Here is a 23,594-nt window from a genome sequence, read left to right as displayed (position 1 = left end):
ATTATTTTAAAAAAATAAAAGAAAAATTTAATAATTTTATAAAATTTAATACATGTTAGAAAATAGAAAATTTGATGCAATTGTTGTAGGTGGAGGCCACGCTGGTGTGGAGGCCACTTTTGCCCTTGCTCGTATGGGGTTGAATACAGCATTGGTAAGTTTTAATTTAAATAGATTAGCTATGATGCCATGTAACCCAAGTATTGGTGGACCAGCTAAAGGAATTATAACTAGAGAAATCGATGCCCTTGGAGGAGTTCAAGGTTATTTTGCTGATTTAAGCATGATTCAAATAAAAATGCTAAACGAATCAAAAGGTCCTGCGGTTAGAGCTATTAGAGCTCAAATTGATAAAGAAAAATACTCAAAATTAATCAAACAAGCATTAGAAAAAGAAAATAATGTAACTCTAATCGAAGCCGAAGCTAACACTATCTTAGTAGATGATAATAATTGTGTTACAGGTATAAAAGTAAATAATAATACTGAGACAATAGAAACTAAAATGTTAGTTGTAACTACCGGAACATACATGAGTAGTCGTATTATTAGAGGACAAGAAGTTCACTCAAGCGGACCAGACGGAGAAAAAACAACTAACCTTTTAAGTGAGTCACTTAAACAATTAGGTTTTAATTTACAAAGATTAAAAACCGGGACACCTCCACGTATTTATACTGATTCTATTGACTTTTCAAAAGTCGAAAAAGAAATTATTGACGATACTGATTTAACTTTTTCTAATCACTCTAATGTGAAATTAAATGAACAAATTTCTTGTTACTTAACATATACAACACCACAAACACACAAATTATTAGAGGAAAACATACATCTTTCAGGAATGTATTCGGGCGTTATTGAAGGTATAGGTCCTAGATACTGCCCAAGTGTTGAAGATAAAATAATGCGTTTTAAAGAAAAAGAACGTCATCAGATATTTTTTGAGCCCGAAACTTTAGAGGGCGATATTATGTACATAAACGGCTTAAGCACATCAATGCCTATATCTGTCCAAGAAAAAATGATTAAAACAATACCTGGTTTAGAAAACGCTAGAGTTCAAAAATGAGCTTATGCTATCGAATATGATGCATTAGATCCGCTTGATTTATACCCTTCTTTAGAAACTAAAAAAATACATAATCTTTTTACAGCTGGACAAATTAATGGAACCAGCGGATATGAAGAAGCAGCTGCTCAAGGGTTAATAGCAGGGATAAACGCTGCTTTAAAATTCAAAAATCAAAAACCATTAATTTTACGAAGAGATGAAGCTTACATTGGTGTTTTGGTTGATGATTTAGTAACCAAAGGTACAAAAGAGCCTTATAGAATGCTCACAAGTAGAGCTGAATATAGATTATTATTAAGAAACGATAACCCAGACTTAAGATTGGCTAAACACGGTTACGAAATTGGTTTATTAGATGAAAAATACTATAAACAAGTGGTTGATAAATATAATTTAATAGATCAAAAAATTCAAGAGTTATCTAATATTTATATCTCAACCAAAGATCCTATTGCTTTAAAATATAACATCGTTAACGGAACCAGCTGACTTAAGGTAATAGCTAGACCAGAAGTTGATGCTGCAAACGATATTTTAAGCAATTTCCCTTTTAAAAATGAATTGGTGACAAAAGTTAGATTAGATGGTTATATTAAAAAACAAGAAGCTCAAGCTAAAAAAATGGCTAAATTAGAAAATCACAAAATACCAGCTGATATTGATTATTTCTCAGTACCTAATGTCGCTACAGAAGCTAAGCAAAAACTAGATAAAGTTAGACCTTTAACAATCGGTCAAGCCTCAAGAATTAGTGGAATAAATCCCGCTGACATTCAAATGCTTTTATTCTATTTGCAAACTAAAAATGAAAATTAACATTATAAGTGTAGGTACATTAGAGAAGAATTTTAAAGTTCTTTTTGACGAATATATCAGAAAAACAGGAGCTTTTGCACAAATTAACGTCATTGAAGTTAAAGAAGTAAAAGATAAAAATATTGAAACTAGAAAAAATAAAGAAACACAGAGTATTTTAGAAAAAATTCCAAAAAATTCTCCTACATTTTTGTGTTCCTTACAAGGGAAGATGTATGATAGTGTTGAATTTAGTAATATTTTCAATGTTGATAATATAACTTTTGTCATCGGTGGCAGTGATGGAGTTAATGAAAATGAATTTGCTTTTGCTAAAAAAATTAATTTTAGTAAAATGACATTTCCTCATCAGTTATTTAAAGTTATGCTTTCAGAACAAATTTATAGAGCTTTTAGCATTATTAACAACAAAAAATATCACAAGTAAAATCGCTAAAGTTTCAAATAAAAAATAAATAGGTATTTTATAATTATATATATGAGTAAAACAAAAAATAAAGATTCCAAAAAACAACAATCAAATTTTTACGAACAAAGAGAATTTGGCAAAAAGCCAAAAAAAATTAAAAATACACGTCCAAGAAAGTCAGATCTAGAAAATTATGAAGATTTTGACTTAAATGATGATGAAGAATAATAATAAAAAAGTTAGTTTATCAAATAAACTAACTTTTTTCTTTTAACCTCTAATGGCGTCGACTAAATTTTTCATTAAACAAGCTACAGTCATAGGTCCCACTCCACCTGGAACTGGTGTAATAGCACTAACTTTATCTTTAACATCTTCAAAATCAACATCGCCGCATAATTCTTGGTTTAGTTTGCTGTCTAAATTTGTACCCACATCAATAACAACTGCACCTTGTTTTACGTTGTTGGCTTTAACTAATTTAGCTTCACCTGCTGCCACTATCACTATATCAGCGTTTTCAACACCTTTAATTCCAGTATGTTCATCGTATGTAGCGACATTAGCACCACGTCTTTTAATTATGTGTGCTACTGGTTTTCCAACTAAATAACTTCTACCAATAACAGCAACACGTTTTCCTTCTACATCTATTTTATAGTGATCTAACAATTCTAAAACCGCTCTTGCAGTTGCTGGCACGAAAAATTTATCATCATTTCTAGAGCTATTGTATAAAGCAAATTCATTTCTGTTACTTAATCCGTCAATATCTTTATCATAAGGAATAGCATCCATGATAACTTGTGTAGGAATGTGTGAAGGTAAAGGTAATTGCACAATTACACCATCACTTCACTCATTAATATCATCCATTTTTTTAAGTAATCTATCTTGAGATATACGTTCTGGGAATTTGTGTAATTTAGCTTCTACCCCTAACATTTCAGCTTTTTTTAATTTTGCTGCCACATATTTATTAGAAGCTTCATTATCTCCTACTTGAATAATTGATAATCTAATTTTTCTTGGTAATTTCATATCAATTATTTCTTGTTTTAACTCTTCTAAATTTTTAGCAGCTAATTCTTTACCACTTAATATTTGCATTCTAGCTCCTTTTCATATTTAGCTAATTCTTCTTGATATTTAGCTAATTTATTTTTTTCTTCTTCAACTTTTTGAGCTGGCGCCTTTTCAACAAATCTAGGGTTATTTAACATATTTTGAGCACGATTAATTTCAAATTTAATTGAATCAATTTTTTCTAAAAGACGTTTTTTGTTTTCGTCTTTTAAATTTTGATCCATTTTTATGAACATATGTCCTCTATTTAAATTAAAGAAAGCATCTTTGTTTTCTTTAATTGCTGCATATCCTAACTTGTTAATAGACTCTAAAGCAATTGATGGTAGTTCAAAATCTAAGTAATATTCAATTAAGTCTTTTTTAGATAAAGATTGATCCTCACGATATTTTCTAATTATTGTAACAATTTCAATAACATCATCAATATAATCAACATCTGAGTAATGAGGTAATTCTTTAAAACGTTGTTCTAAAATTTCTTTATCAAAAATTTGAGAATAAATTTTATCAGTAATAAAAGGTAAAAACGGATGTAATAAAACTAAAACATTATCAAGTACTTTTAAAGCTTGTTTTTTAGAAGGATTGTTTTTTAATAATTCAATATATCAACCACTTAAGTCATTGTAAATAAATTTAGAAATTTCATTTCCTATAATCGGAAATTCGTATTTATTCATTGCTTCTTCAATATTTTTACTTAAAAAATAAACTTTATTGTGTATTCATTTGTCAGCGTCACTTAAAGTATTGTTTTCTTGATCAGGCATTTCATTGATGTATCTACAAATATTTCAAAGCTTATTGTTTAGTGCTCAAGCTGCCTTAATTTTTTCTGTACTAAATCTAATGTCTGTTCCTGGTGTTGTGTTAGTGATTAAAAATCATCTTAAGGCATCTGAACCATATTCATCCACAACATCCAAAGGATCAATTCCATTATTTAAACTTTTTGACATTTTTCTATTTTGTTCGTCTCTAATTAATCCGTGAATTAAAATATCATCAAAAGGTTTTTGGTTCATAAACTCTAAACCAAATAAATACATACGAGCAATTCAAAAGAAAATAAGATCATAACCTGTTACTAAAAGATTTGTAGGGTAGTATCTTTTTAACATTTCTTGACTTTGAGGTCATCCTAAAAAAGCAAAAGGACTAATTCCACTTGAAAACCAAGTATCTAAAACATCTTCATCTTGAACCCATCCTTGTCCAGGTGAATCAATTTGAACTTTCATTTGTCCATCTTTATATCAGGCTGGAATTCTGTGCCCTCATCATAATTGTCTTGATATGGTTCAATCATGAATATTTTCCATCCATTGAATCAAAATATTTTCAAATCTTTTTGGATAGAATTTAACTTTTTCTTCTGTGTTTAAGTGTTTTAAAATATCTGAAGCAAATTTGTCCATTTTTACAAATCACTGATCAGTAACCAAAATCTCTACTGGTGCACCACTTCTTTGAGAGTAACCAACAGCAGAAGTGTTTGGTACAACTTTTTCTAAAAAATTATTATCTTCTAAGTATTTGGCTATTACTTTTCTAGCTTCAAAGCGCTCTAATTTATCAAATTCAGAATTTGGATAATTAATGTATCCTTTTTTGTCAATTGTCTCAATTATTTCCAAATTCTGTTTTTTGATAATATCAATATCAGCTTCAGCGTGCGCACTAAGTTTCATAACACCGCTACCAAAATCAACACTTACGTACTCATCTTCGATAATAGGTAATTCTTTTTTGGTAATAGGGTGCAATGCAACCTTGTTTTTTAAATGTTTATATCTTTGGTCATTTGGGTTATATACCAAAGCTACATCACTTAAAAGCGTTTCTGTTCTGACTGTTGCCACAATTAAAAATTCATTTGAATCTTTAACTGGATATTTTATGTAATACATGTTTTGATCTGTGTCTTTGTTTTCAACTTCGATATTAGATAAAGCCGTTTGTAAAACAGGGTCTCAATATATAGCTTTTGATCCTTTGTAGATTAATCCTTTGTTGTATAAATCGACAAAAACTTTTAAGACTGCTTCATTAGCTTTTTCATCCAAAGTAAATCTTTCATTTTCGTAATCTAAAGCTAAACCCAATGACTGCCACTGTTTTCTGAATAAATTAGCATATTTATCTTTTCATTCTCAAACTTTTTCTAAGAATTTTTCCCTACCTAAATCATGTTTAGTCAGTTTTGATTCTTCATATAAGTTTTGCTCAACTTTAGCTTGAGTGGCAATACCAGCGTGATCCATTCCTGAAATTCAAAAAACATCGTAATCTTGTAATTTTTTATACCTAATTACTGTATCTTGAATTAAATTATCCAAAGCGTGCCCTAAGTGTAATTTTCCAGTTACGTTAGGAGGAGGTAATAATATCGAAAAAGGTTTCTTTCTAGTGTCGTGTTTAGAAAAATATCCTTTTTGTCTTCATTTTAATTCCGTGTTAGCTTCAACTTGTTTGTGGTTGTAAATTTTTTCCATTCTATACCTCTTTGCAATTATATCAAAATAAGCAAAAAATCACTTTTTTATTTTGAATTTCCAAAAAAAGTAATAAAATAAGCGCATTTTTAAGTGATTTTTTGAGTCTATTTTGTGAATAATTAACATAAGTGAGCGATTATTTAATAATTAAATTAATAATTCAAAAATCTTTATGGAAAATAATTTTATTTTTTAAAGATTGCTTAAAAAATGGTTAAATTATTAAATATTAATTTTAATTTATATATTTATATATAAATGTTAAAGAGGTAAAATGAAAATAAAAAAAACACTATTAAGCTTATCTATTTTTTCAACGCTAACAACTTTTTTAATGAGTGCCTCTTGCCAAATAAAGGATAAAAATAATGATCCTGAAGATTCAAAAAAACCTAACCCAGATCAAGAACAAAACATAAAAGCTAACGACGTTGAAATAACTTCCCAAAGCCAACAAAACACTTTTTATAATTATCAAAAATCTAGTAATTATTTAGGTAACTTAGCATCATTAGAGTTCCCTAAAGATAATGAAAAATATGCTAATTTAGCTAATTCCATTGCTAAATTTGTTCAAAATTCAGATGCTTGATTAGCCAAAAGTATAATTGTTTATTCACTTAGTTGATTAAAATTACAAATTGAACACATAAAAAGCATAAATGATGAAATTAAACAACTACCAGAAGAACAAAAATCTCCTTTATTTCCTGAGGAAGAAATTGAATATTTATCTAACATTTTCAATAAATATTCTGAGGTTGGTTCCTCAAAAAACAAAGATGACATTTTATATTCGCTTAAAAATTTAGCCGCTGATATAATAGCAATGTCTCAAAGAGAAAACTATAAAAATTCTCAAGCTTTTAAACAAGTGGCCGACGGAATTATTTCATTATGAACTCAAAATTGAATATCTTTATATGTAAAAATGATTGATTTATCAATTTATATTTCTAATTTCACTCAAAAACAAAATTTAGATAAATTGAGTTTACTTAAGTATTCTCCGATTGAAAAATTAAGCTTATTTATAGAGGAAATGAGTCAATTTGAAATAAATATGGATGAGCAAATAGCTTTCTATAATTTTAGAACTCTATTAAATGGTGTGGATTTAATTTTTAAACAATACATAAATCCTATTATCAACACTAAAGAAGCATTAATTTTTTCTAGTGATAGCTTTAATTTTCAAATGTATGCACCTGCTATTAACGGTTTAAATCCAGAAGCTTTAGGTTCTGCATCTGTATATAATTTAATCTTTAATGATTATCTAGATACTAGTAAATCAAAAGTATTTTCTAATGGTTATTTAATTCCAGCAAACCCTGAAACTAAAATGTTTGAAGCGTTAGACGATGATTTAGATGAAGATGATATTGACCAACAAATATTAGAAAGATTAAAACAGTATGGGGTAGAGCAAAATGATGATCCTCAAACGATATCTTTATTGTTAATGCAAGAAGCATTTAACATTAAAATTAATGATAAACAAATTAGTTTTTTAGATGTAAACAAAAGAACTAATGTTGTTGATTTTATCAACGCAATAAACAACCAAAAAGCTACTCAAATTTTTTCTTCAGGTCTTTTTGGTGTGGATGTCACAAATACAGCTAACCCACTCTCTGAGTTTAATTTAAATTCTGTTAGCTCCACTTTTGAAGATGATAAATTAAAAATTAATTTAAATATTAATAAAAAAGAAGTACCAAATTCAACTTTAACAGAAGAGCAAGCACAAGAAAAATTAGCATCTTTTACTGATACAGACGGGAATATAAAAACTGACTTATTATTTAATTTTTCTTTAGAAAACTTTATTGATTTTTATTTAGCTAGATTGTCATACACACCACAATCGCAACAACCTATTACCAGACCTTATCATGGATATATTTTTGTAAAAACAAATATGCAATAAAATTGCATATTTTTTAATAGCATTTAATATTTAATAAATATTAAAAGGTTTAATATTCTTTGCTTTAAAATAATAATATGAAATACACTTATTTACACACCAATAGCGAATATTCTTTTTTAAATTCAATGATTAGAATGCAAGAGTGATTTGACTTAGCTCACAAAAATAATATTAAAACACTTGTTTTAACTGATAGAGATAATATGTTTGGGATGGGTAAATTTTTAGATTTAGCCAACAAATACAATATAAAAGCAATCATAGGTATGGATGTTTTAGTTGATCAAAAAGCTAGAGTTATTGTTTTGGCCAAAAATAAAAAAGGCTATATTTTATTAAACAATATCGCTTACTTAATTTCTAAAAACTCTTATGTTGATTCACATTTACTAGACAATGAAGATTTAATAGTTATAGACCACTATAATTTAGGTTTTGAGGCACAAAATATTGAAGTACCTGTAATCCAAAACTTCTACTTTAACTCAAAAATCAATCCTTATAATTTAAAAAATGTTGTTTATGCACCTACTAAACAATTTCTTTTTTCTGCGCAAAAAGATATTTTAAGTAAACTAATTAGTTGAAAAAACCCTGAATCTAATAGTGTTTTTCAAAGTGGTGATTATTTTGATGAAAATGACTTTTATGGCGTTGACGCAAGCGTTTTAGAAAATATAAACACACTTGTAGATTCAATTAATATTCAATATAAAGATCCATATTTAAAGTTAGCCGCTTTGAATAATGATTATGATTCAAATCCAGATTTTATTTTACAAGAATGAGTTTATGAAAGAATAAAACTCAAAAGAGATCTTTTTAGCGATGAAGAATTTGCACAGGTTTATGATAGAGTAGATTATGAGTTAGATGTTATTAGAAAAATGAAGTTTAGCAACTATTTTTTAGTTATTGCCGATATCATTGACTTTGCCAACAAAAATGATATTAGTGTTGGTCCAGGAAGAGGAAGTGCTAGTGGTTCGCTAGTGTGTTTTTTACTTGGAATTACTAAAATTAACCCTTTAAGATTCGATTTACTTTTTGAAAGATTTTTAAACCCTGATCGTATAACTATGCCAGATATAGACATTGATATTCAAGATGATAGAAGGGATGAAATTGCCAATTACATTGCAAACAAGTATAATAATGAAAATGTTTGCTATATTTCGACCTTCCAAAGCATTGGTGCAAAAATGGCTATTAGGGACATGGGGAGAATTTTAAATATTCCTCTTAGGGATGTTGATGCTATAAGTAAAAGTATCGAAATAAACGAAACACTTGAACAAGCAAATCAAAAAAATAAAGTTTACCAGAAGTTAATTTTAAAATTTCCAGAATTACACGAATACGCTTCACAAATTGAAGGATTACCTAGACAAGAAGGAATTCATCCAGCTGGAATCATAATTTGTGATCAAAAAATCACCAACGTCGCGCCTGTTTCATATAACCAAACACTTTTAAATCAAATTCAATTACCTTTAGAATATTTAGAGAGTTTTGGATTGTTAAAAATAGACTTTTTAGGTTTAAAAACATTAACAATAATTAAAAATATCGAAAGAAATTTAAAAGATGATTTCATTTTCGAAAACCTTTATAAAAAAGATCAAAATATTTTAAATGACTTTAGAACACTTATGTTTTTAAACGATAACAACAGCGAAGGTATTTTCCAATTAGAAAGCGAAGGAATGCAAAGGACTATCAACAAGGTTAAAATTGATCACTTTGATGATCTTTACGCAATTATTTCGCTTTTTAGACCAGGTCCTATGCAATATATTGATTTGTACAGCCAAATTAAAAGTGGAAAAAAATTAATCAAAAAAATCTGGCCTCAATATGATGAAATAGTTAAAAACACAAACGGGATAATCGTTTACCAAGAACAAATAATGCTTATAGCTCAAAAATTAGCAAATATGTCTTATGCACAGGCTGATTTGCTAAGAAGAGCAATCTCAAAAAAAGACGCTGATTTAATGCATAAATATAAACAAACTTTTTTTAGTAACGGAATAAAAAACAATATTCCCGAAAATGTTTTAGAAGAAGTTTATTCGAATATTGAAAAATTTGCTGATTATGGTTTTAATAAATCTCACGCTGTAGCATACGCTTTTTTAACTTTTAAAATGGCTTATTATAAAGCGAGATTCCCTTTAGCTTTTTTTAAAGCGCTTATTACTAACGCCCAAGGTGCTCACGCAACAATTAACAAATACGTAAACGAAGCTAAAAAACAAAACATCAGTGTTTTTTCACCAGAGATTAACAAAAGTAGTTTAGAAGCTAAGATTGTAAATGATTCTATTTATTTATCTTTTAAAACTATTAAAGGAATTGGTGAAGCGGTCGTAAATAAAATTATTAAAGAAAGAATTAGTAATGGTATTTTTAGTGATTTATACTCAACTTATTTAAGATTAAGAAGTTGTGGAATAGGTGATAAAGCTTTACAATCTTTAGCTTATGCTAATGTTTTTAGAAACTTTAGCAATATTGAAAGCGTTATTTATGTTTTTATAGAAGCTTCACAAATATACGAACTTTACAAAAAACTCATTGATAAAATTGATGATGATTACGAAAAATTTAACTTCATTAACCGAATTGCCAATGAGCATGATTTTAAAAATAAAAACACAAAACTAAAAGAAGTTAATTTAGAGTTTGAACAAAAATGTGAAATGGAATACTTAGGTAATTTATACAATACATTTGCAACCAAAAATTTTGAAGTGTCTCAAAAAAGATTAGTTAACGTTGTTAATGAAAATATGTATGTTGTAGCTGAAGTTGTTAATTTCAAAAATTTAAAAAACAAGCAAATGGTGTATTTAAACTTAATGGATAGTTCTTTAGTTATTGACTCATTCATGAGTTTGAATGATTATGAAATGTCAGTCCCTGTTCAAAATAAAAAAATATATCGTTTTTTAATTAAAAAGACTAAACAAGGTCTATATTGAGTAAGTCAAATAAAGGAGTTAAATAATGAAGAGAATGTTATTGATAGATGGTAATTTTTTAATGTTTCAAAGTTTTTATGCCACTTATAATCCATATAATTCGTATATAATGCAAAATTCAGAAGGTGTCACAACCAATGGAACATATCAATTTTTTAATATGTTATTTAATTTGATTGATTATTTAAGGCCAGAGTATTTATTTATTGCTTTTGACGCTCCTGGCAAAACTTTTAGACATCAGCAGATTCAAGATTATAAAGCAGGTAGATCTAAAGCACCTGAAATTATTTTTGATCAATTCAAAAACACTAAGCAAATTTTAGACGAGTTAAACATTAAACACTCAGAAATAGTGTCATACGAAGCTGATGACTTAATTGCAACACTTAATTCAAATATTGAAGCCGATAAATTTATTTATTCAAAAGATAAAGATTTGTTACAACTTGTACAACCTAATACTCAAATAATTCTAAAAGACACAAAAATAAACGATTTTGTTTTTACCAATATTGATAACTTTTTTGATAAATATCAAATGCAACCGGATCAAATCCCTGATTTTAAAGGTCTTTTTGGTGATACAAGTGATAATTTAAGTGGAGTTAAAGGCGTTGGAGAAAAGACAGCGATTAAATTATTAGCCGAATATAAAAATTTAGAAAACATTTACCAAAATTTAGATAAATTAACTCCAGCTCTTAAAACTAAATTAGCAAATGATAAAGAAAATGCTTTTTTATGCAAAAAATTAGCTTTATTAGAAAAAAATGTACCAAATTTAAGTACAAATTTACAAACATATCAGCTAAATCTACAACCTAATTTCCAAACACTTGAGAAATTACAATTAAATAGAATAATAAAGAAGATTAAAGATTATGTCAATAGCAATAACAGGTAGAATGGCTTCAGGTAAAAGTTATTTTGTTTCCTACTTAAAAAAATTAAATTACAAAGTTTTAATATGCGACGACTTTGTCAATGAATTATATGTGCAAAATTCTCACATTAAAAAGCAAATTATGGAAAAATTTGGTGAGGAAGCTTACTCTAATAATATAATTAATAAACACTTTATAAAAGCAAAAATTATCGAAGATTCATCGTATTTAACTTATCTACAAAGCCTTACGTATTCTTACTTGTATAAACACCTTCAAGAAAATAAGTATGACTTTGTTGAAATACCGATTCTTAATAACATATTTTTTGATTTTTCAATATTTTTTTCAGTTATTTTCAATATGCAAATAAGTGATCAAAAAAGGCGCGAATTTCTTCAAAAAAGAAATGTGGATAACTTAACAATTAAGGCAATAGATGCAAAAAATGACGATTTTTTTAGCAAAAATCAGCTTTTTAATAATGTCCCAATTGTGAATATCCCTTTGGAAAAACGCTTAAACATTCAAGATATTCAAAAAATTGTTGAAGAATTCAAATGAGCCATTTAAAATTAATATACATAAACAAAAAAGGAGATATTTTATGAACTCTAACACACTAGTTTATCCATTCTTTAAAATTGAAAAAGAATACAAAGTTAATAGTGAAGATTTTAAAAATTTAAGAAAATTTTATACTCCTTTTTTAAATCCAAACTCAATAATTTTATATGAGTATTTATGAGATTTGGTTGCAGAATCAAATTCATATACATCAAATTTTGATTTTAATAATTTAGCAACTTTTATTAACCAAAATTATGCGCAAATTAACGAGGCTAGAGTCGCTTTAGAAGCCGCTGGTTTAATTGAGACTTTTGTTGATGATCAAAATCACAGAACAGTTTTTTACTTATTAAAACCTCTTGATCAATACGCAATTACAAAAAACAAATATATTAGTGATCTTTTAAAAAATAAATTAGGACAGTGAAATTTTGAGCTTTTAATGGCTAACAATAATAAACAAATTGAAAGAAACAAAAATTCATACGAAGAAATTTCAACAACATTTTTTGAATATTTTGGCAATCCTTCTAAGGATTTACAAGAACAAATAAACTACACAAACAATCTTCAACAAAGTTCTTTAAATATGCAATCAGCTAAAATTCAAATTGACAATTTACCTCAATTAAATATCTCACAACCTCTGAAAATGAATAACATCAAATATACTAATTTATACGAAGCGATCTTTAAATTAGATAATTTTGAATTTTATGCACAAATTAGCAAAAACACAGAGATAAAAATTGAAGAATCTCAAAAAATTCAAACTTTATTGTTAAAAATAAAAGATGAACAAATTTTAAATTTGGTATTTTTATACACACATTTAAAAAATAAATCTAATTTTTCATTCAAATTATCTGAAAAATTAATTACTCAACTTATTGAAATGAGTTTTGTAACTTTCTCTGAAGCTGAAAGCTTTTTAGATTATTATTTTAAAGCTATGTCTCTTTCAAACGCTTATGAAGAAAAAAGTCTTTTAAGAGGTTTTTATTACGAAGGAACCAAAGCTAAAAATGCATAAAAATGATGAATTTTTAGAATTTAACAAAATGATAAATAATGACGACACTCTCTCTTTAGAGAGTGTATTATCATTTTTGAAGACTTTTGAAAATATACCTCTGATTATTCATAACTATGATTTAAAAGATGACGAAATTTTAACTTATTCAACTGAATTACTTAAAATGAACCAAAGACTTAAAAACAAAGATAAAGAAACATACTGAACAAAAATAATAAGAGAAAATAACAAACTTTACTTTGTTGACTATATTGCTAAAAATAAATACGGTGCGCAACTAAAAATCAAACAAAATTTAGTTTTTAATGATATATCTTCAGTTAGTGATACTTTAGGAAAAAGAATAAAAAAATATGTTGACAATCCTGATTTTGAATCGTTTAGAGATTTAATAACTAAAATTAAAAACAAGGATGATTTAAAAAATTTAAGAGGTTTTTATTTAAAGGCTTATCCTTTTTTTGGTAAAAGTTTTGTTTTAAGTAATTTTGCTAATGAACTTGCTAAAAAAGACATAAAAGTTGCTTACTTAAATATTAATAATTTATTCGAATATATAACAAATAATATTTTTAACTCTAAAGAAACTACATTAAATGATTTTAAAAATAAATTATTTAATGTTGATGTGTTATTTATAGATGATTTTGGTTTAGAAAAACCAAATAATTGATTCAGAGAAACATTTTTATATGAACTTTTTGAATATAGATATGAAAAAAATCTTTTAACAGCTATAGCTAGTGACTATAGTCTAGAAGAAATCACAAGCAAATACACAAATAATAAAATAGATTCGTTAAAATTAGAGAAGATGATTAATAAAATAAAAAAATTAATGCCTAATTATTTTGAATTCAAAAGGAGATAAATGAAAATAGTCTTAGCAGGAACACCTGAATTTAGTGTCGAAGTTTTCGAAGAAATCATTAATCATTTTAATGTTGTGGCTATAATTAGTCAGCCTGATAAACCTGCAAACAGGGGATATAAGTTAATACCTACTCCAGTTAAACTTTTAGCTCAAAAATATAATATTAAACTTTTTCAACCTGAAAAAATATCTAATATTTATGAAGAACTCAAGGAAATTGATTTTGATATATTTTTAACTTGTGCATTTGGTCAGTACATCCCTGAAAAAATATTAAATTTACCAAAAATAGCATCAATTAACATCCACGGTAGCTTATTACCTAAGTATCGTGGCGCCGCACCAATTCAATATTCACTACTTAATAATGACAAAAAAACTGGTATAAATTTAATTTATATGACAAAAGACATGGATGCTGGTGATATTTTAGCTAGTGCACAATTGGAAATAGATGAATACGACACAAGTGATAGATTATTTGTTAAAATGTCTAAATTAGCCACCAATCACATTACAAAGTGGTTAAATAATTTTGAGCATTTACAAAAAAATGCTATAAAACAAGATCCAACACTCGTTACACTTAGTCCAAAACTAAAAAAAGAAGAAGCTTTAATTGATCATACCAAAAGTGTTTTGGAGAATTTTGGTAAAATCAGAGCTTATAGTTCTAATCCTGGTGCTTATATGTTTGTCGATGGTAAACGTGTTAAGATTTATTACGCAAGTAAAAAACATGTTAAAAATGCAATTATTGTTCCTTGTTGTGATGGGCAATTGTATGCAATTGACTATCAATTCGAAAGCAAAAAACGTGTCGTTATTAAACCTTATTAGTCACCCAATTAAAAAAGACTGGATTATTCCAGTCTTTTTTGAATTATTTTTTTCACTTGAATTTAAAATCAACAATACCTGAGTTTAAGATTGAAGTGTATTTTAATACTTCTCATTTTCCATTAGCCCCAAAAACTTGCTCAGAAATATATTGTTTAGATATATCTGCATTTGTTTGGTTACTATTTTCATCAATAAGAACTCCTCCACCTCTTAGATAGAATAATCCATCTTCGTTACTTTGGGAGTTACCATTGAATAAGAAAATGTGTTTATTTGTATTAGTTGTATTTATTATTGTTCCTTTTTGTGAATCTATTTGTAAGATTGAGCTAATGTTATTTGCCAATTCATTAGCAAATACTAAAGGACTATATTGATCTACTCCGCTAGCGGCTGAATCTCTGACTCTTGTTGCCATTTGAGTTTCAAAATAACTTATATACATATATAATTTACCATTTTCAATTGTAAATTTAAATTTATACAAGTTTATAACCGCTTGAGGCATTGTGTTAGCTAAGTTACCATTATTTTTTAAGAATCATAGTCCAGTTGAAAAGCCATTATTATTTTTTGGATTTTCATAGAAGTATCTGTTGTTGTTTAATTCCATATCTTGACTAATTAAAACATATGAAGAAGACTTAGCCGGAACAATGCTTAAGACTTGAATTTCTTGGTTATTATTATCACCAAAAACTTTTGTTATTGTGTTATCTCAATCCTCTCCAACAGTAACATACCCTGAAACTGTATATGAAAGTTGGTTTAAAATGCTTAATGAGTATTGAGAATTTGGATTTACACTTTGCACAAATCTCGATGTATATCCAACGTTAGTGTCGCTATCTGCCGCACCTAAAACATTATTTTTAAATCCTGAGAAAATAGTTTTAATAATTTCTTGTTTTCTTTGCTCGCTTAGGGTTGTTTCAGAATCGCTTATTAAACCAGCATTAAATAAATCTAAAACTTCAACTTTTGCATTTTTAGAAAATAGATTTTTGTTTTGATCATTTGTTTGATAGAAAATTGAACTTGTTCCAGAAGGAATTTGCACATGTAAATCTTTATCAAAAGATAAAACAATTTCACTTTCTTGTTCTAATGCTGTTAAGTTACTAAAGTTTTGTAAATTAGTTGGTGTATATGAATATTTCACTTTAATTTTGATTTTTTGTAAATCGCTATTAACGTCAACTGGAACATTTTCATATCAAGAATTATCATTTAATTTTTTAATAATCACTCTTAATTCATTTGAGTTATATGGAGAAGATGCTAATGTATTATTTTCTCCTAATCCTATTTGTGTAAAGGCAAATGCGTTAAATAAATTTAAAAATGAAGCTGCATTTGTTATATCAATTTCATTAGTGTTTTCGCCTAATTTAATAAGATTACTAATTAAATCTTTTTTAGTTGTTGTTTTCTTGGTTACAACATATTGGTATCTTTTAAGTGAACTTAAACCTGGGTAGTCACTTACACTTTGATTAGGTATTGAGCTAATATCCATATTTAAGAAATTTAATAATAAGTTTTTATTATTTTCAGGTCACTCATAAAATTGTTTTAATGTGATTGTTGAATTATCAGAAGTGTTTTGTGACACATCTAAAAGTTTTTTAATAACTAAATAAGAGTGATTTTGTGCAAGATTGTCGCTCATATTAATAATATTTAAATTATTTAAACTTTGACTTTGAGTTGAAATTTGATTGTAAATATTTGAATATTGTTCTTTTATTAAATTAAAAGAGGAATCTGATGCATTAATAGCGATTTGATTAATAATTTGATTTAAATTACTTCTTGAATTTTCAAAAGACTTAATTCCGCTGTAAATAAGGCTTAAAAGTTGATTTGTAGCTATAATAATTTCGTTATTTTGACTTGCTAGTGTTGATAAACTGATAGCATCTGAATTATTTTTTAAATCATTATATCTAGCTAGTGTATTTAAAATTAACAACGAATAAGTATTTGCATAAAAACCAATTGCATCATTCATTAAAATATTATTAAATAATTGTAATTGAGCACTTGAATTATTATTTTGATCTAAATATGGATTTAAAAATTTATTTAAAACAAAAATTGATCCTTCATTATCTTCGTTTCCTGCTTGAGCTAATTCACTAGCGGTTGTTTTTAAGAATTTATTAATATAACTTTGGACACTTGAGACAAAGTTATTTTTGTTTTGTTCTAAAGTGGATATTGGTAAATTATATCTAGTATTAATTACATTTTGATAATCGCTAATATCATCGCTTGTGTTTTGTAATGATAAATTAGCTGCATATAAATTGTAATTATCTAAATTAGTTTTATATGTTCCAGAATTTTTATTTAGATTTGCTCCAGATAAAATTTGAGTGTTGTCAAATTGAGTTAAGTAATTATTAACTTCAGCTAAAGCTGATGCAAGCTTCTCTTTTTTATAGGCAAATAAATTCAAAATTTGGAATTCTCTTGCTGCATTAGCTAAATTCAAGAATGTGTTAAATGTTGAAATCATATTTGCTATTTCAGAATTAGTTTCATAACTTTGATCAAGCGCATTTTTTAATTGACCTAAAGCTAGTCCAGCTTGTGAATTTCCACTTTGCACATCAGCAAAGCTTAATAATCTAACTTCTTCAACGTTAAAATTGTTAAGTGGGTTTGTGAAATATTCTAAAAGTTGTTTATTAGATTCATATAAATTATTTAATTCTGTTTTTTTAGAGTCTCTAATTTCAATAATTAAAGAATTTAATTGATTTCATAAATTAAATTTAGCTTCTTCGTTAATCTCAAAATTAACAGGTTGTTGAACTAATATATTTTTAGCTTCTTCTATTTTATTTTGTAAATTTGAATAATTTTGTTTAGTAATAGCTGAATCATAATTAGAATCTTGTAACGCCAAAATCTGTGAAGCTACCAAAATAGTCTCTTGAAGTTTAACAGAATCATTAAGAATTTGTAAAACACTTGTATTTACAAATTCATTATCTTTAGTTGTTTGGTCGATAGCTTGAGTGCTGTTTTGTAGGTATTTTTCATTTATTTGTGGGTAATTTGGGTTAGCTTCGTTAGCTAAATCACTAACATGATTTAATATCGCTAAAATCGGTTCTTTTTGTTGTGAATTTAAAATTGAATTATTTGTTATTTGTGATTTTATATTTTCAAAACCAACAAAGAAATTAACTTTACCTAATTGATTATTTAAGTTTTGTTGATCATTTTCAATATCTTCAATACTTGAATAAGTATTATATTTGTTAATTATAAAAGTAATCATTTGTTTTAACTCTTGTATAGCTTGAGTTAAGTTAACTTTTGATGAGTCAACAGCTGTTGAGTTAATTATTGTATTGGCTGTATTTACTAAAGTGTCTAAATTTACTAAATAATCTGTTATTAAGTCTAATTCGTTAATTTTATTAGTTTGTAATTGTAAATTATTTAAACTTTCAGAGTTAACAATATCGCTATTAATATTACTTACACGGTTATTTAAAACTTGATATAAAGTGTTATGTTGATCAATAAAGGATGCTTGTTTTTGTGCATCATTTGCAAAAAGTTTTTGGTTAGTGTAGTTAATTAAAGTTTGATTAGTTTCATTCTTTTTGTTGTTTAATTGAATAATTGTTTCTAAGGATGATGAAAGATTGTTGTAGTTAAAATCAATGTTATTGTAAATTTGTTCAATTGTAGCGTTTTCGCTAACAACTCTTGGATTTACAACAAATTCCCATAATTTATTTAACAACAACTGAGCGTCAAATTGCTCTCCTGCGTAATCTGAAGAAGCTCATGTGTTATATTGATTTGACAGCTCAATAGCTTTATTTAAATACATGTTAAAATCAACTAATTCGCTATCTGCTGCATCTGGACCTAAATCTTTGTTGATTAAATATAAATATTCATTCAATATCTCAGCAGTATTTTTAACCTTAGCAACTAACAAAATATTATTTAAAAATTGATTATTAGTTTCGTTGTTTACTGAACCTTCAACACCATTATTTTGATAATAATTTAAATTATTTTGGGCATTGATTTTTGCTGCTTTTGTAAATTCTTGATAAATTGAAATAGCTATTTGTGTTTTTTGATTTACTGAGTCTAACTGCTCAATTAAATTGTTGATTTTATCAATTGAACCAACACCTGTGTCAATATAAGCTTCTCGAGATTGGGCTATTAAAACATTTAACATTGAAATAAATGGTTGAATGTATAAGTAAACTGGTGTTTGTGAAGAAATTATTTCTAAAGAATCATGTACTTTTTGTGACAATTCAGAAACTTTTTCGATATTAGTTTTTAAAGAGTTGATATTTTGACTAATATTTTCTAGTTGATTTTTAGTTGTTGCTAAATTGTTTTGTTGATAAATGTTTGATAAGTAATTTTTAATAATTTCTAACGCTTGTGGATCATTTAAATTGGCATCATTTAAACGGCTTTCATAACCAGCATAAAGCCCGCTTGCATTTGAAGAATCATTAGCTGATTCCCCAATGATTTCAAAGTTAGAAACTCTTAATTCTTCAATAGAAACTAATTTATCATATTGAGTTTGTAAATTATTTGCTTGAACAATTAAATTTGAATATTTTCTAAGTGGGTCAGGTAAATTTTGAACTAAGGCATCATACAATAATTGATAATCTGTTTCTTTTTCTGGGTTACTTTCAATTTTATTTAATTGTTTTGTTACTTTATTTTCAACATAAGCTAAGTTAATTGCATTAAAAGCAACTTCTCTGGCGCTTTTTAACATTGAAGCGCTTGAGTTAGCGTTATCGGTAATATTTTGTAAATACTCAATTAAAGTATTTTGTGATGACTGAACCACTTGATCAGGTTTTTTAGTTGGATCAAAAGGAGTTAATTTAGGTGGGTTTGTCTGTGAATTAGCTGCAAATTCACCCTTGCCATTGACATAATCATTTAAATATTTAACATAATTTATTGTTAAATCTCTATTAAAAGCAGCAGCAAACTTATCTAAATAAGCTTGCATATTTGCCATAGTACTTGGATTTGTATCTAATTGTGCTTTATATTCTGCAACAACTTTATCATAATTTTGATAAGTAAAGTTTGAATAAATAATGATTCCGTTTGTGTCGACTTTTTGTGATTCAGCCCTAATTAACTGATCTATTTTGTTAATTTCATCATTATTTAATTGTGTTAATTTTTCATATTGTTCAATGATTTGTAATCTTGTTTGTCTATATTCTTGTAACTTTTGTTTAGCTTCATTGATTGCATTTAAAACTAATTCTTCATTAACAAAACTTAAATTATATATTCCTTCAAATTTATTGATAGTGTTGTTAATTTGGTTTAAAAGATTGGCGAATATAGCTTTAGCTGGTTCATTAATTAAATATTCTTGAGCTGTAGCTTCTTGAGAAGGATCATAATTTGGATTTTTTTGAACTATTAAAATTGTTTTTAATTCTTCGGTTAAAGATTTTAAAATTACTTTATTTTTTAATATTGATAAACCACTTTCAATGTTATTTTTAGTTTGGTCAATAACATTAACTGAATTATTTGGGTTAATTGGGTTTGAAGCTAATAAATTTTTTAGCTGTGTTAATAACTCTATTGAATTATTGTTTTGAAGTTCTTTTTCTAACTCATAAGCTTGTAAATAAGTATTAAATAACGGTATTAATGCTGAAATTTTTTCTGAGGCGTCAATTACGCTAGGTATGTTTGATTGACCTAAATAATCAGTGGCAAAATCATTTACAGAACTAAATGCACTTTTTAAATATGCATATGAAGAATCTTCAGCATTAATATTTAAACTTTGTAAAATTTTATTATTTTTTACTATTCTGTCTTTGTATACGGCTAATTCTAAATTATTTGTTTGATCTTGTATTTCAAATTGATAATTTAAAAACACTTGTAAATTAGGGATATTCGCTGAATTAATGTTACTAAATTGCTCATTTACTTGTTCGATTAATTTTTGTGACGATTCTAATTGTATATCAGTTAAATTACCATGTTCTACGCCATTAGCAAAAGAAATCATTTGTTGTAGCTTTTGCACTAAATCATAATCTTTTTTAACTGCTTCAACAATTTGTCTAATGTCAAATAAATCTTGTTTAATTTGATCTTTAACATCTTGTGTAGTTGAAGGATTTAAAAGTTGTTCTTTTAGTGTTGCTCACTTTTGTCTTAATGATTCTTCGGCTATTGAATCATTTTCATTATTTTTATCATCAGGGAAAAATTCATTAATTTTTTGTAATGTTATGTCTAAATCAATTTGATCAGCGTATTTTAATTTTGCTTTTTCAAGATTATCAATAGCTTCTTTTATTTTTTGTTGTTGTTGAGTAATAACTTCACTTGTGGCCTCATCAGACACTAAAATATCTTCTAATTTGCTCATTTGAGCTTCAAGAGCTTTGTATTCGTTATTAACAGCATTTTTTAATTGTGGCAGTTGATCTACTGAATCTAAAGCATTTTTAGCTAAGTTAATTGTGTTTTGGGCATTAATATATGGTTGCGCTAATTCATACAAGTGATTTTGTTGCTCAATAATTTGATTTTTCTTTTGTTCAATTTGCTCAATACTTAAAGAATTATCTGAATAAATTAATGAATTAAGTTCATCAATTTGTTCTTTTATCTGATTGCTTTTAGCTAATATAGTTTGCTCAGCAACAGTAAAATCATAAGGGATAATATTATTACTAAAAGTGTTATTTAAGTAATCTACTAAATTACTATTTCTTGAATATAAACTCAATGTTATTTCTAATTTATCAGCTTTATTTAATAATTCATTTTCTTGAATAATTAACTCTTTTAATTTATTTGTAGTTGTTAAAGAATCAGCTTGTGCTAAGATGGCATTATTTTTTACAGTTGCTTTTAACGCATCAATAAGTGCAGAAGCATTCTCATTAGAAAACGATTCTAAATATTCAATTTTTTGTGTAGCAATTTGGTTTAAATTATTTACTTGTTTTTTATATTCATTTCTTACAGCTTCTTCATAATTAGCATATAAAACGTTTTTTTCTGTAACACTTAAAGATGGGTCATTATTTGTTCTATCTAAAGCTAAAACAATATTATCAAGATTTAAAACAACCAATGATGTCACACGTTCAGAATTTCTTAAAAACTCAATATCATCTTCAATAAATTTTGATAATTGGTAATTATTTGAAGATAAATTAAGTTTTTGGTTAATTTCTTGCTCAACATTTGAAAGAACATCACTTATTTGTTGTGGGTTTGTTAATTCAGAAGTTTGATTTATTTTATCTTTAAGTAAACTAGCTTCAGATGGCGCTAAATTAGAATTAAAAATCGCTTGGTCAATTTTGCTATTTAATTCATTTACTTTATTCTCTAGTTTTTCATATTGATTATAAGCATCAACTAAATCTCTTTTAATTTGCGCTAATTTAGTTGAATTATCCGTTTCTTTAGAAGCTTGGACTAAATTATTAGCAAGCATTTCAAAGCTTTTTTTGTAAAAATCTAAATTATTTAAATTGTCTTTAACAAAGCTGTTAATAGAATCTTTTAACTCATTAGAAGGTTTTTGTGAGTCGCTTCATTGAGTTAAATTTTGTTGTAAATCATCAATTAATTCATCAGCATCAGCTAAAGAATTAATTGATTCAGGATATTTAAAAATTGCATCTTTTATTTTTTGCTCTAATTCAGGATTATTTATGTTTTGGAGCGCATTTTGATTTTGTTTAATTAAATCTTCTATAAGTTTTTGTTTTTGCTCATATTCTTTAGCTTGTTGTTGATATTGTTGTTTTAAATTTTCGATTAAAAGTTGTTGATTTTCTAAAGAGTTTTCTCTAAAAGGTCCATCTCACAATAAATTATTAAGAATTTGATTTTGTTTTTGAACTTCAGTAGCTAAAAACGGATATTTAACCTCTTTTATTCAAGTGTTATTGTCAGCAACTTTTTGATTGTATTCAACAATTATTTGATTTTGTTTTTTTAATGTTTCATTTAAATCACTAACAAATGACTCAAAAGCTTTTTTTACATCAACATTTGAATTATTTTTAGCTAATTCTAATGTTGCATTTAACTTGTTTAAAGCTGAATTAGTAAAATTTTCTTTTAAAGTTATTTCTCTAATTCTTTCACTTTGAGAATTGGCTATTTTTTCTAAAAACTCTAAATCTTTTACGCTTAGAGGATTAGAAATGGCATCAATTATATTTTGTAATATTTGATCATTTAACTTATCTAAAGCCTCTTGTTTTTGCTCATTTGTGCTATCTTGATTAAAAACCTCATCATGAGCTTGTTCGATTAAATCGCTCACTTGTGCATTGACAACATCTTTAAATTTATCAGTATTTTTATACTCAGAAATAACATCAGTATAATCATAAAAAATTTGTTGTTGGTATGTTAAATTGGATACATTACGAGTTTCTTTTAATGAAGTTAAAAAACCCGCACCAATGGCTGTGGCAACCCCTAAGATTGCACTACTGGTATAAAGAGTAGTTTTTAATTTTTTATTCATAATTTCTCCTA

Annotated in this window: 13 protein-coding genes; 10 read left to right on the top strand and 3 right to left on the bottom strand. The window is 26.7% G+C overall.

Going from position 1 to position 23,594, the window contains the following annotated elements; all coding sequences use genetic code 4:
* The first annotated feature begins 52 nt into the window (after positions 1-52).
* From mnmG to V2E24_RS00390, 3 genes are read left to right on the top strand one after another with little or no spacing between them, the layout of a single operon-like run.
* Positions 53-1,891, top strand: a complete 1,839-nt coding sequence (mnmG, locus tag V2E24_RS00400; RefSeq protein ID WP_330500453.1) for a tRNA uridine-5-carboxymethylaminomethyl(34) synthesis enzyme MnmG — start codon at positions 53-55, stop codon at positions 1,889-1,891.
* Positions 1,881-2,318: a 23S rRNA (pseudouridine(1915)-N(3))-methyltransferase RlmH gene (locus V2E24_RS00395; protein ID WP_330500452.1), complete on the top strand. Its 438-nt coding sequence runs from the start codon at positions 1,881-1,883 to the stop codon at positions 2,316-2,318. Before mnmG ends, V2E24_RS00395 begins: the two co-directional genes overlap by 11 nt.
* 51 nt (positions 2,319-2,369) lie before the next feature.
* Positions 2,370-2,528 (top strand): hypothetical protein, encoded by a 159-nt coding sequence (locus V2E24_RS00390; RefSeq protein ID WP_330500451.1) that lies wholly within the window; start codon positions 2,370-2,372, stop codon positions 2,526-2,528.
* A 42-nt stretch (positions 2,529-2,570) separates the two neighbouring features.
* On the opposite strand, the gene V2E24_RS00385 is transcribed toward V2E24_RS00390, so the two are convergent.
* Together V2E24_RS00385 and V2E24_RS00380 are read right to left on the bottom strand one after the other, a co-directional pair.
* Entirely contained in the window at positions 2,571-3,410 is an 840-nt protein-coding gene (locus tag V2E24_RS00385; protein WP_330500450.1) for a bifunctional 5,10-methylenetetrahydrofolate dehydrogenase/5,10-methenyltetrahydrofolate cyclohydrolase, read from the bottom strand.
* Positions 3,398-5,884 (bottom strand): valine--tRNA ligase, encoded by a 2,487-nt coding sequence (locus V2E24_RS00380; RefSeq protein ID WP_330500449.1) that lies wholly within the window; start codon positions 5,882-5,884, stop codon positions 3,398-3,400. Before V2E24_RS00380 ends, V2E24_RS00385 begins: the two co-directional genes overlap by 13 nt.
* A gap of 277 nt (positions 5,885-6,161) precedes the next feature.
* On the opposite strand from V2E24_RS00380, the gene V2E24_RS00375 reads away from it, so the two are divergent.
* The 7 genes from V2E24_RS00375 to fmt all read left to right on the top strand — a co-directional run bounded on the left by V2E24_RS00375 (position 6,162) and on the right by fmt (position 15,017).
* The gene (locus V2E24_RS00375; RefSeq protein WP_330500448.1) at positions 6,162-7,820 is read left to right on the top strand and encodes a hypothetical protein; all 1,659 of its coding nucleotides are present in this window, start codon (positions 6,162-6,164) and stop codon (positions 7,818-7,820) included.
* A gap of 77 nt (positions 7,821-7,897) precedes the next feature.
* Positions 7,898-10,864, top strand: coding sequence for a DNA polymerase III subunit alpha (gene dnaE, locus V2E24_RS00370; protein ID WP_330500447.1), 2,967 nt, complete (start codon positions 7,898-7,900; stop codon positions 10,862-10,864).
* Positions 10,836-11,717: a 5'-3' exonuclease gene (locus tag V2E24_RS00365; protein ID WP_330500446.1), complete on the top strand. Its 882-nt coding sequence runs from the start codon at positions 10,836-10,838 to the stop codon at positions 11,715-11,717. Before dnaE ends, V2E24_RS00365 begins: the two co-directional genes overlap by 29 nt.
* Entirely contained in the window at positions 11,695-12,270 is a 576-nt protein-coding gene (locus V2E24_RS00360) for a dephospho-CoA kinase (protein ID WP_330500445.1), read from the top strand. Before V2E24_RS00365 ends, V2E24_RS00360 begins: the two co-directional genes overlap by 23 nt.
* A gap of 34 nt (positions 12,271-12,304) precedes the next feature.
* Positions 12,305-13,300, top strand: coding sequence for a replication initiation and membrane attachment family protein (locus tag V2E24_RS00355; RefSeq protein WP_330500444.1), 996 nt, complete (start codon positions 12,305-12,307; stop codon positions 13,298-13,300).
* Positions 13,293-14,174 (top strand): DnaA ATPase domain-containing protein, encoded by an 882-nt coding sequence (locus V2E24_RS00350; protein ID WP_330500443.1) that lies wholly within the window; start codon positions 13,293-13,295, stop codon positions 14,172-14,174. The genes V2E24_RS00355 and V2E24_RS00350 overlap by 8 nt, the downstream gene beginning before the upstream one ends.
* Entirely contained in the window at positions 14,175-15,017 is an 843-nt protein-coding gene (gene fmt, locus V2E24_RS00345) for a methionyl-tRNA formyltransferase (RefSeq protein WP_330500442.1), read from the top strand.
* 43 nt (positions 15,018-15,060) lie between these two features.
* Here fmt and V2E24_RS00340 read toward each other — a convergent pair whose 3' ends face one another.
* The gene (locus V2E24_RS00340) at positions 15,061-23,583 is read right to left on the bottom strand and encodes a coiled-coil domain-containing protein (protein WP_330500441.1); all 8,523 of its coding nucleotides are present in this window, start codon (positions 23,581-23,583) and stop codon (positions 15,061-15,063) included.
* Positions 23,584-23,594 lie beyond the last annotated feature (11 nt).

Origin of the sequence: Mycoplasmopsis ciconiae, assembly GCF_036350065.1 — a bacterium.
Taxonomy (GTDB): Bacteria; Bacillota_I; Bacilli_A; order Mycoplasmatales; family Metamycoplasmataceae; genus Mycoplasmopsis; species Mycoplasmopsis ciconiae.
This window is presented reverse-complemented; position numbering and strand designations above follow the sequence as displayed.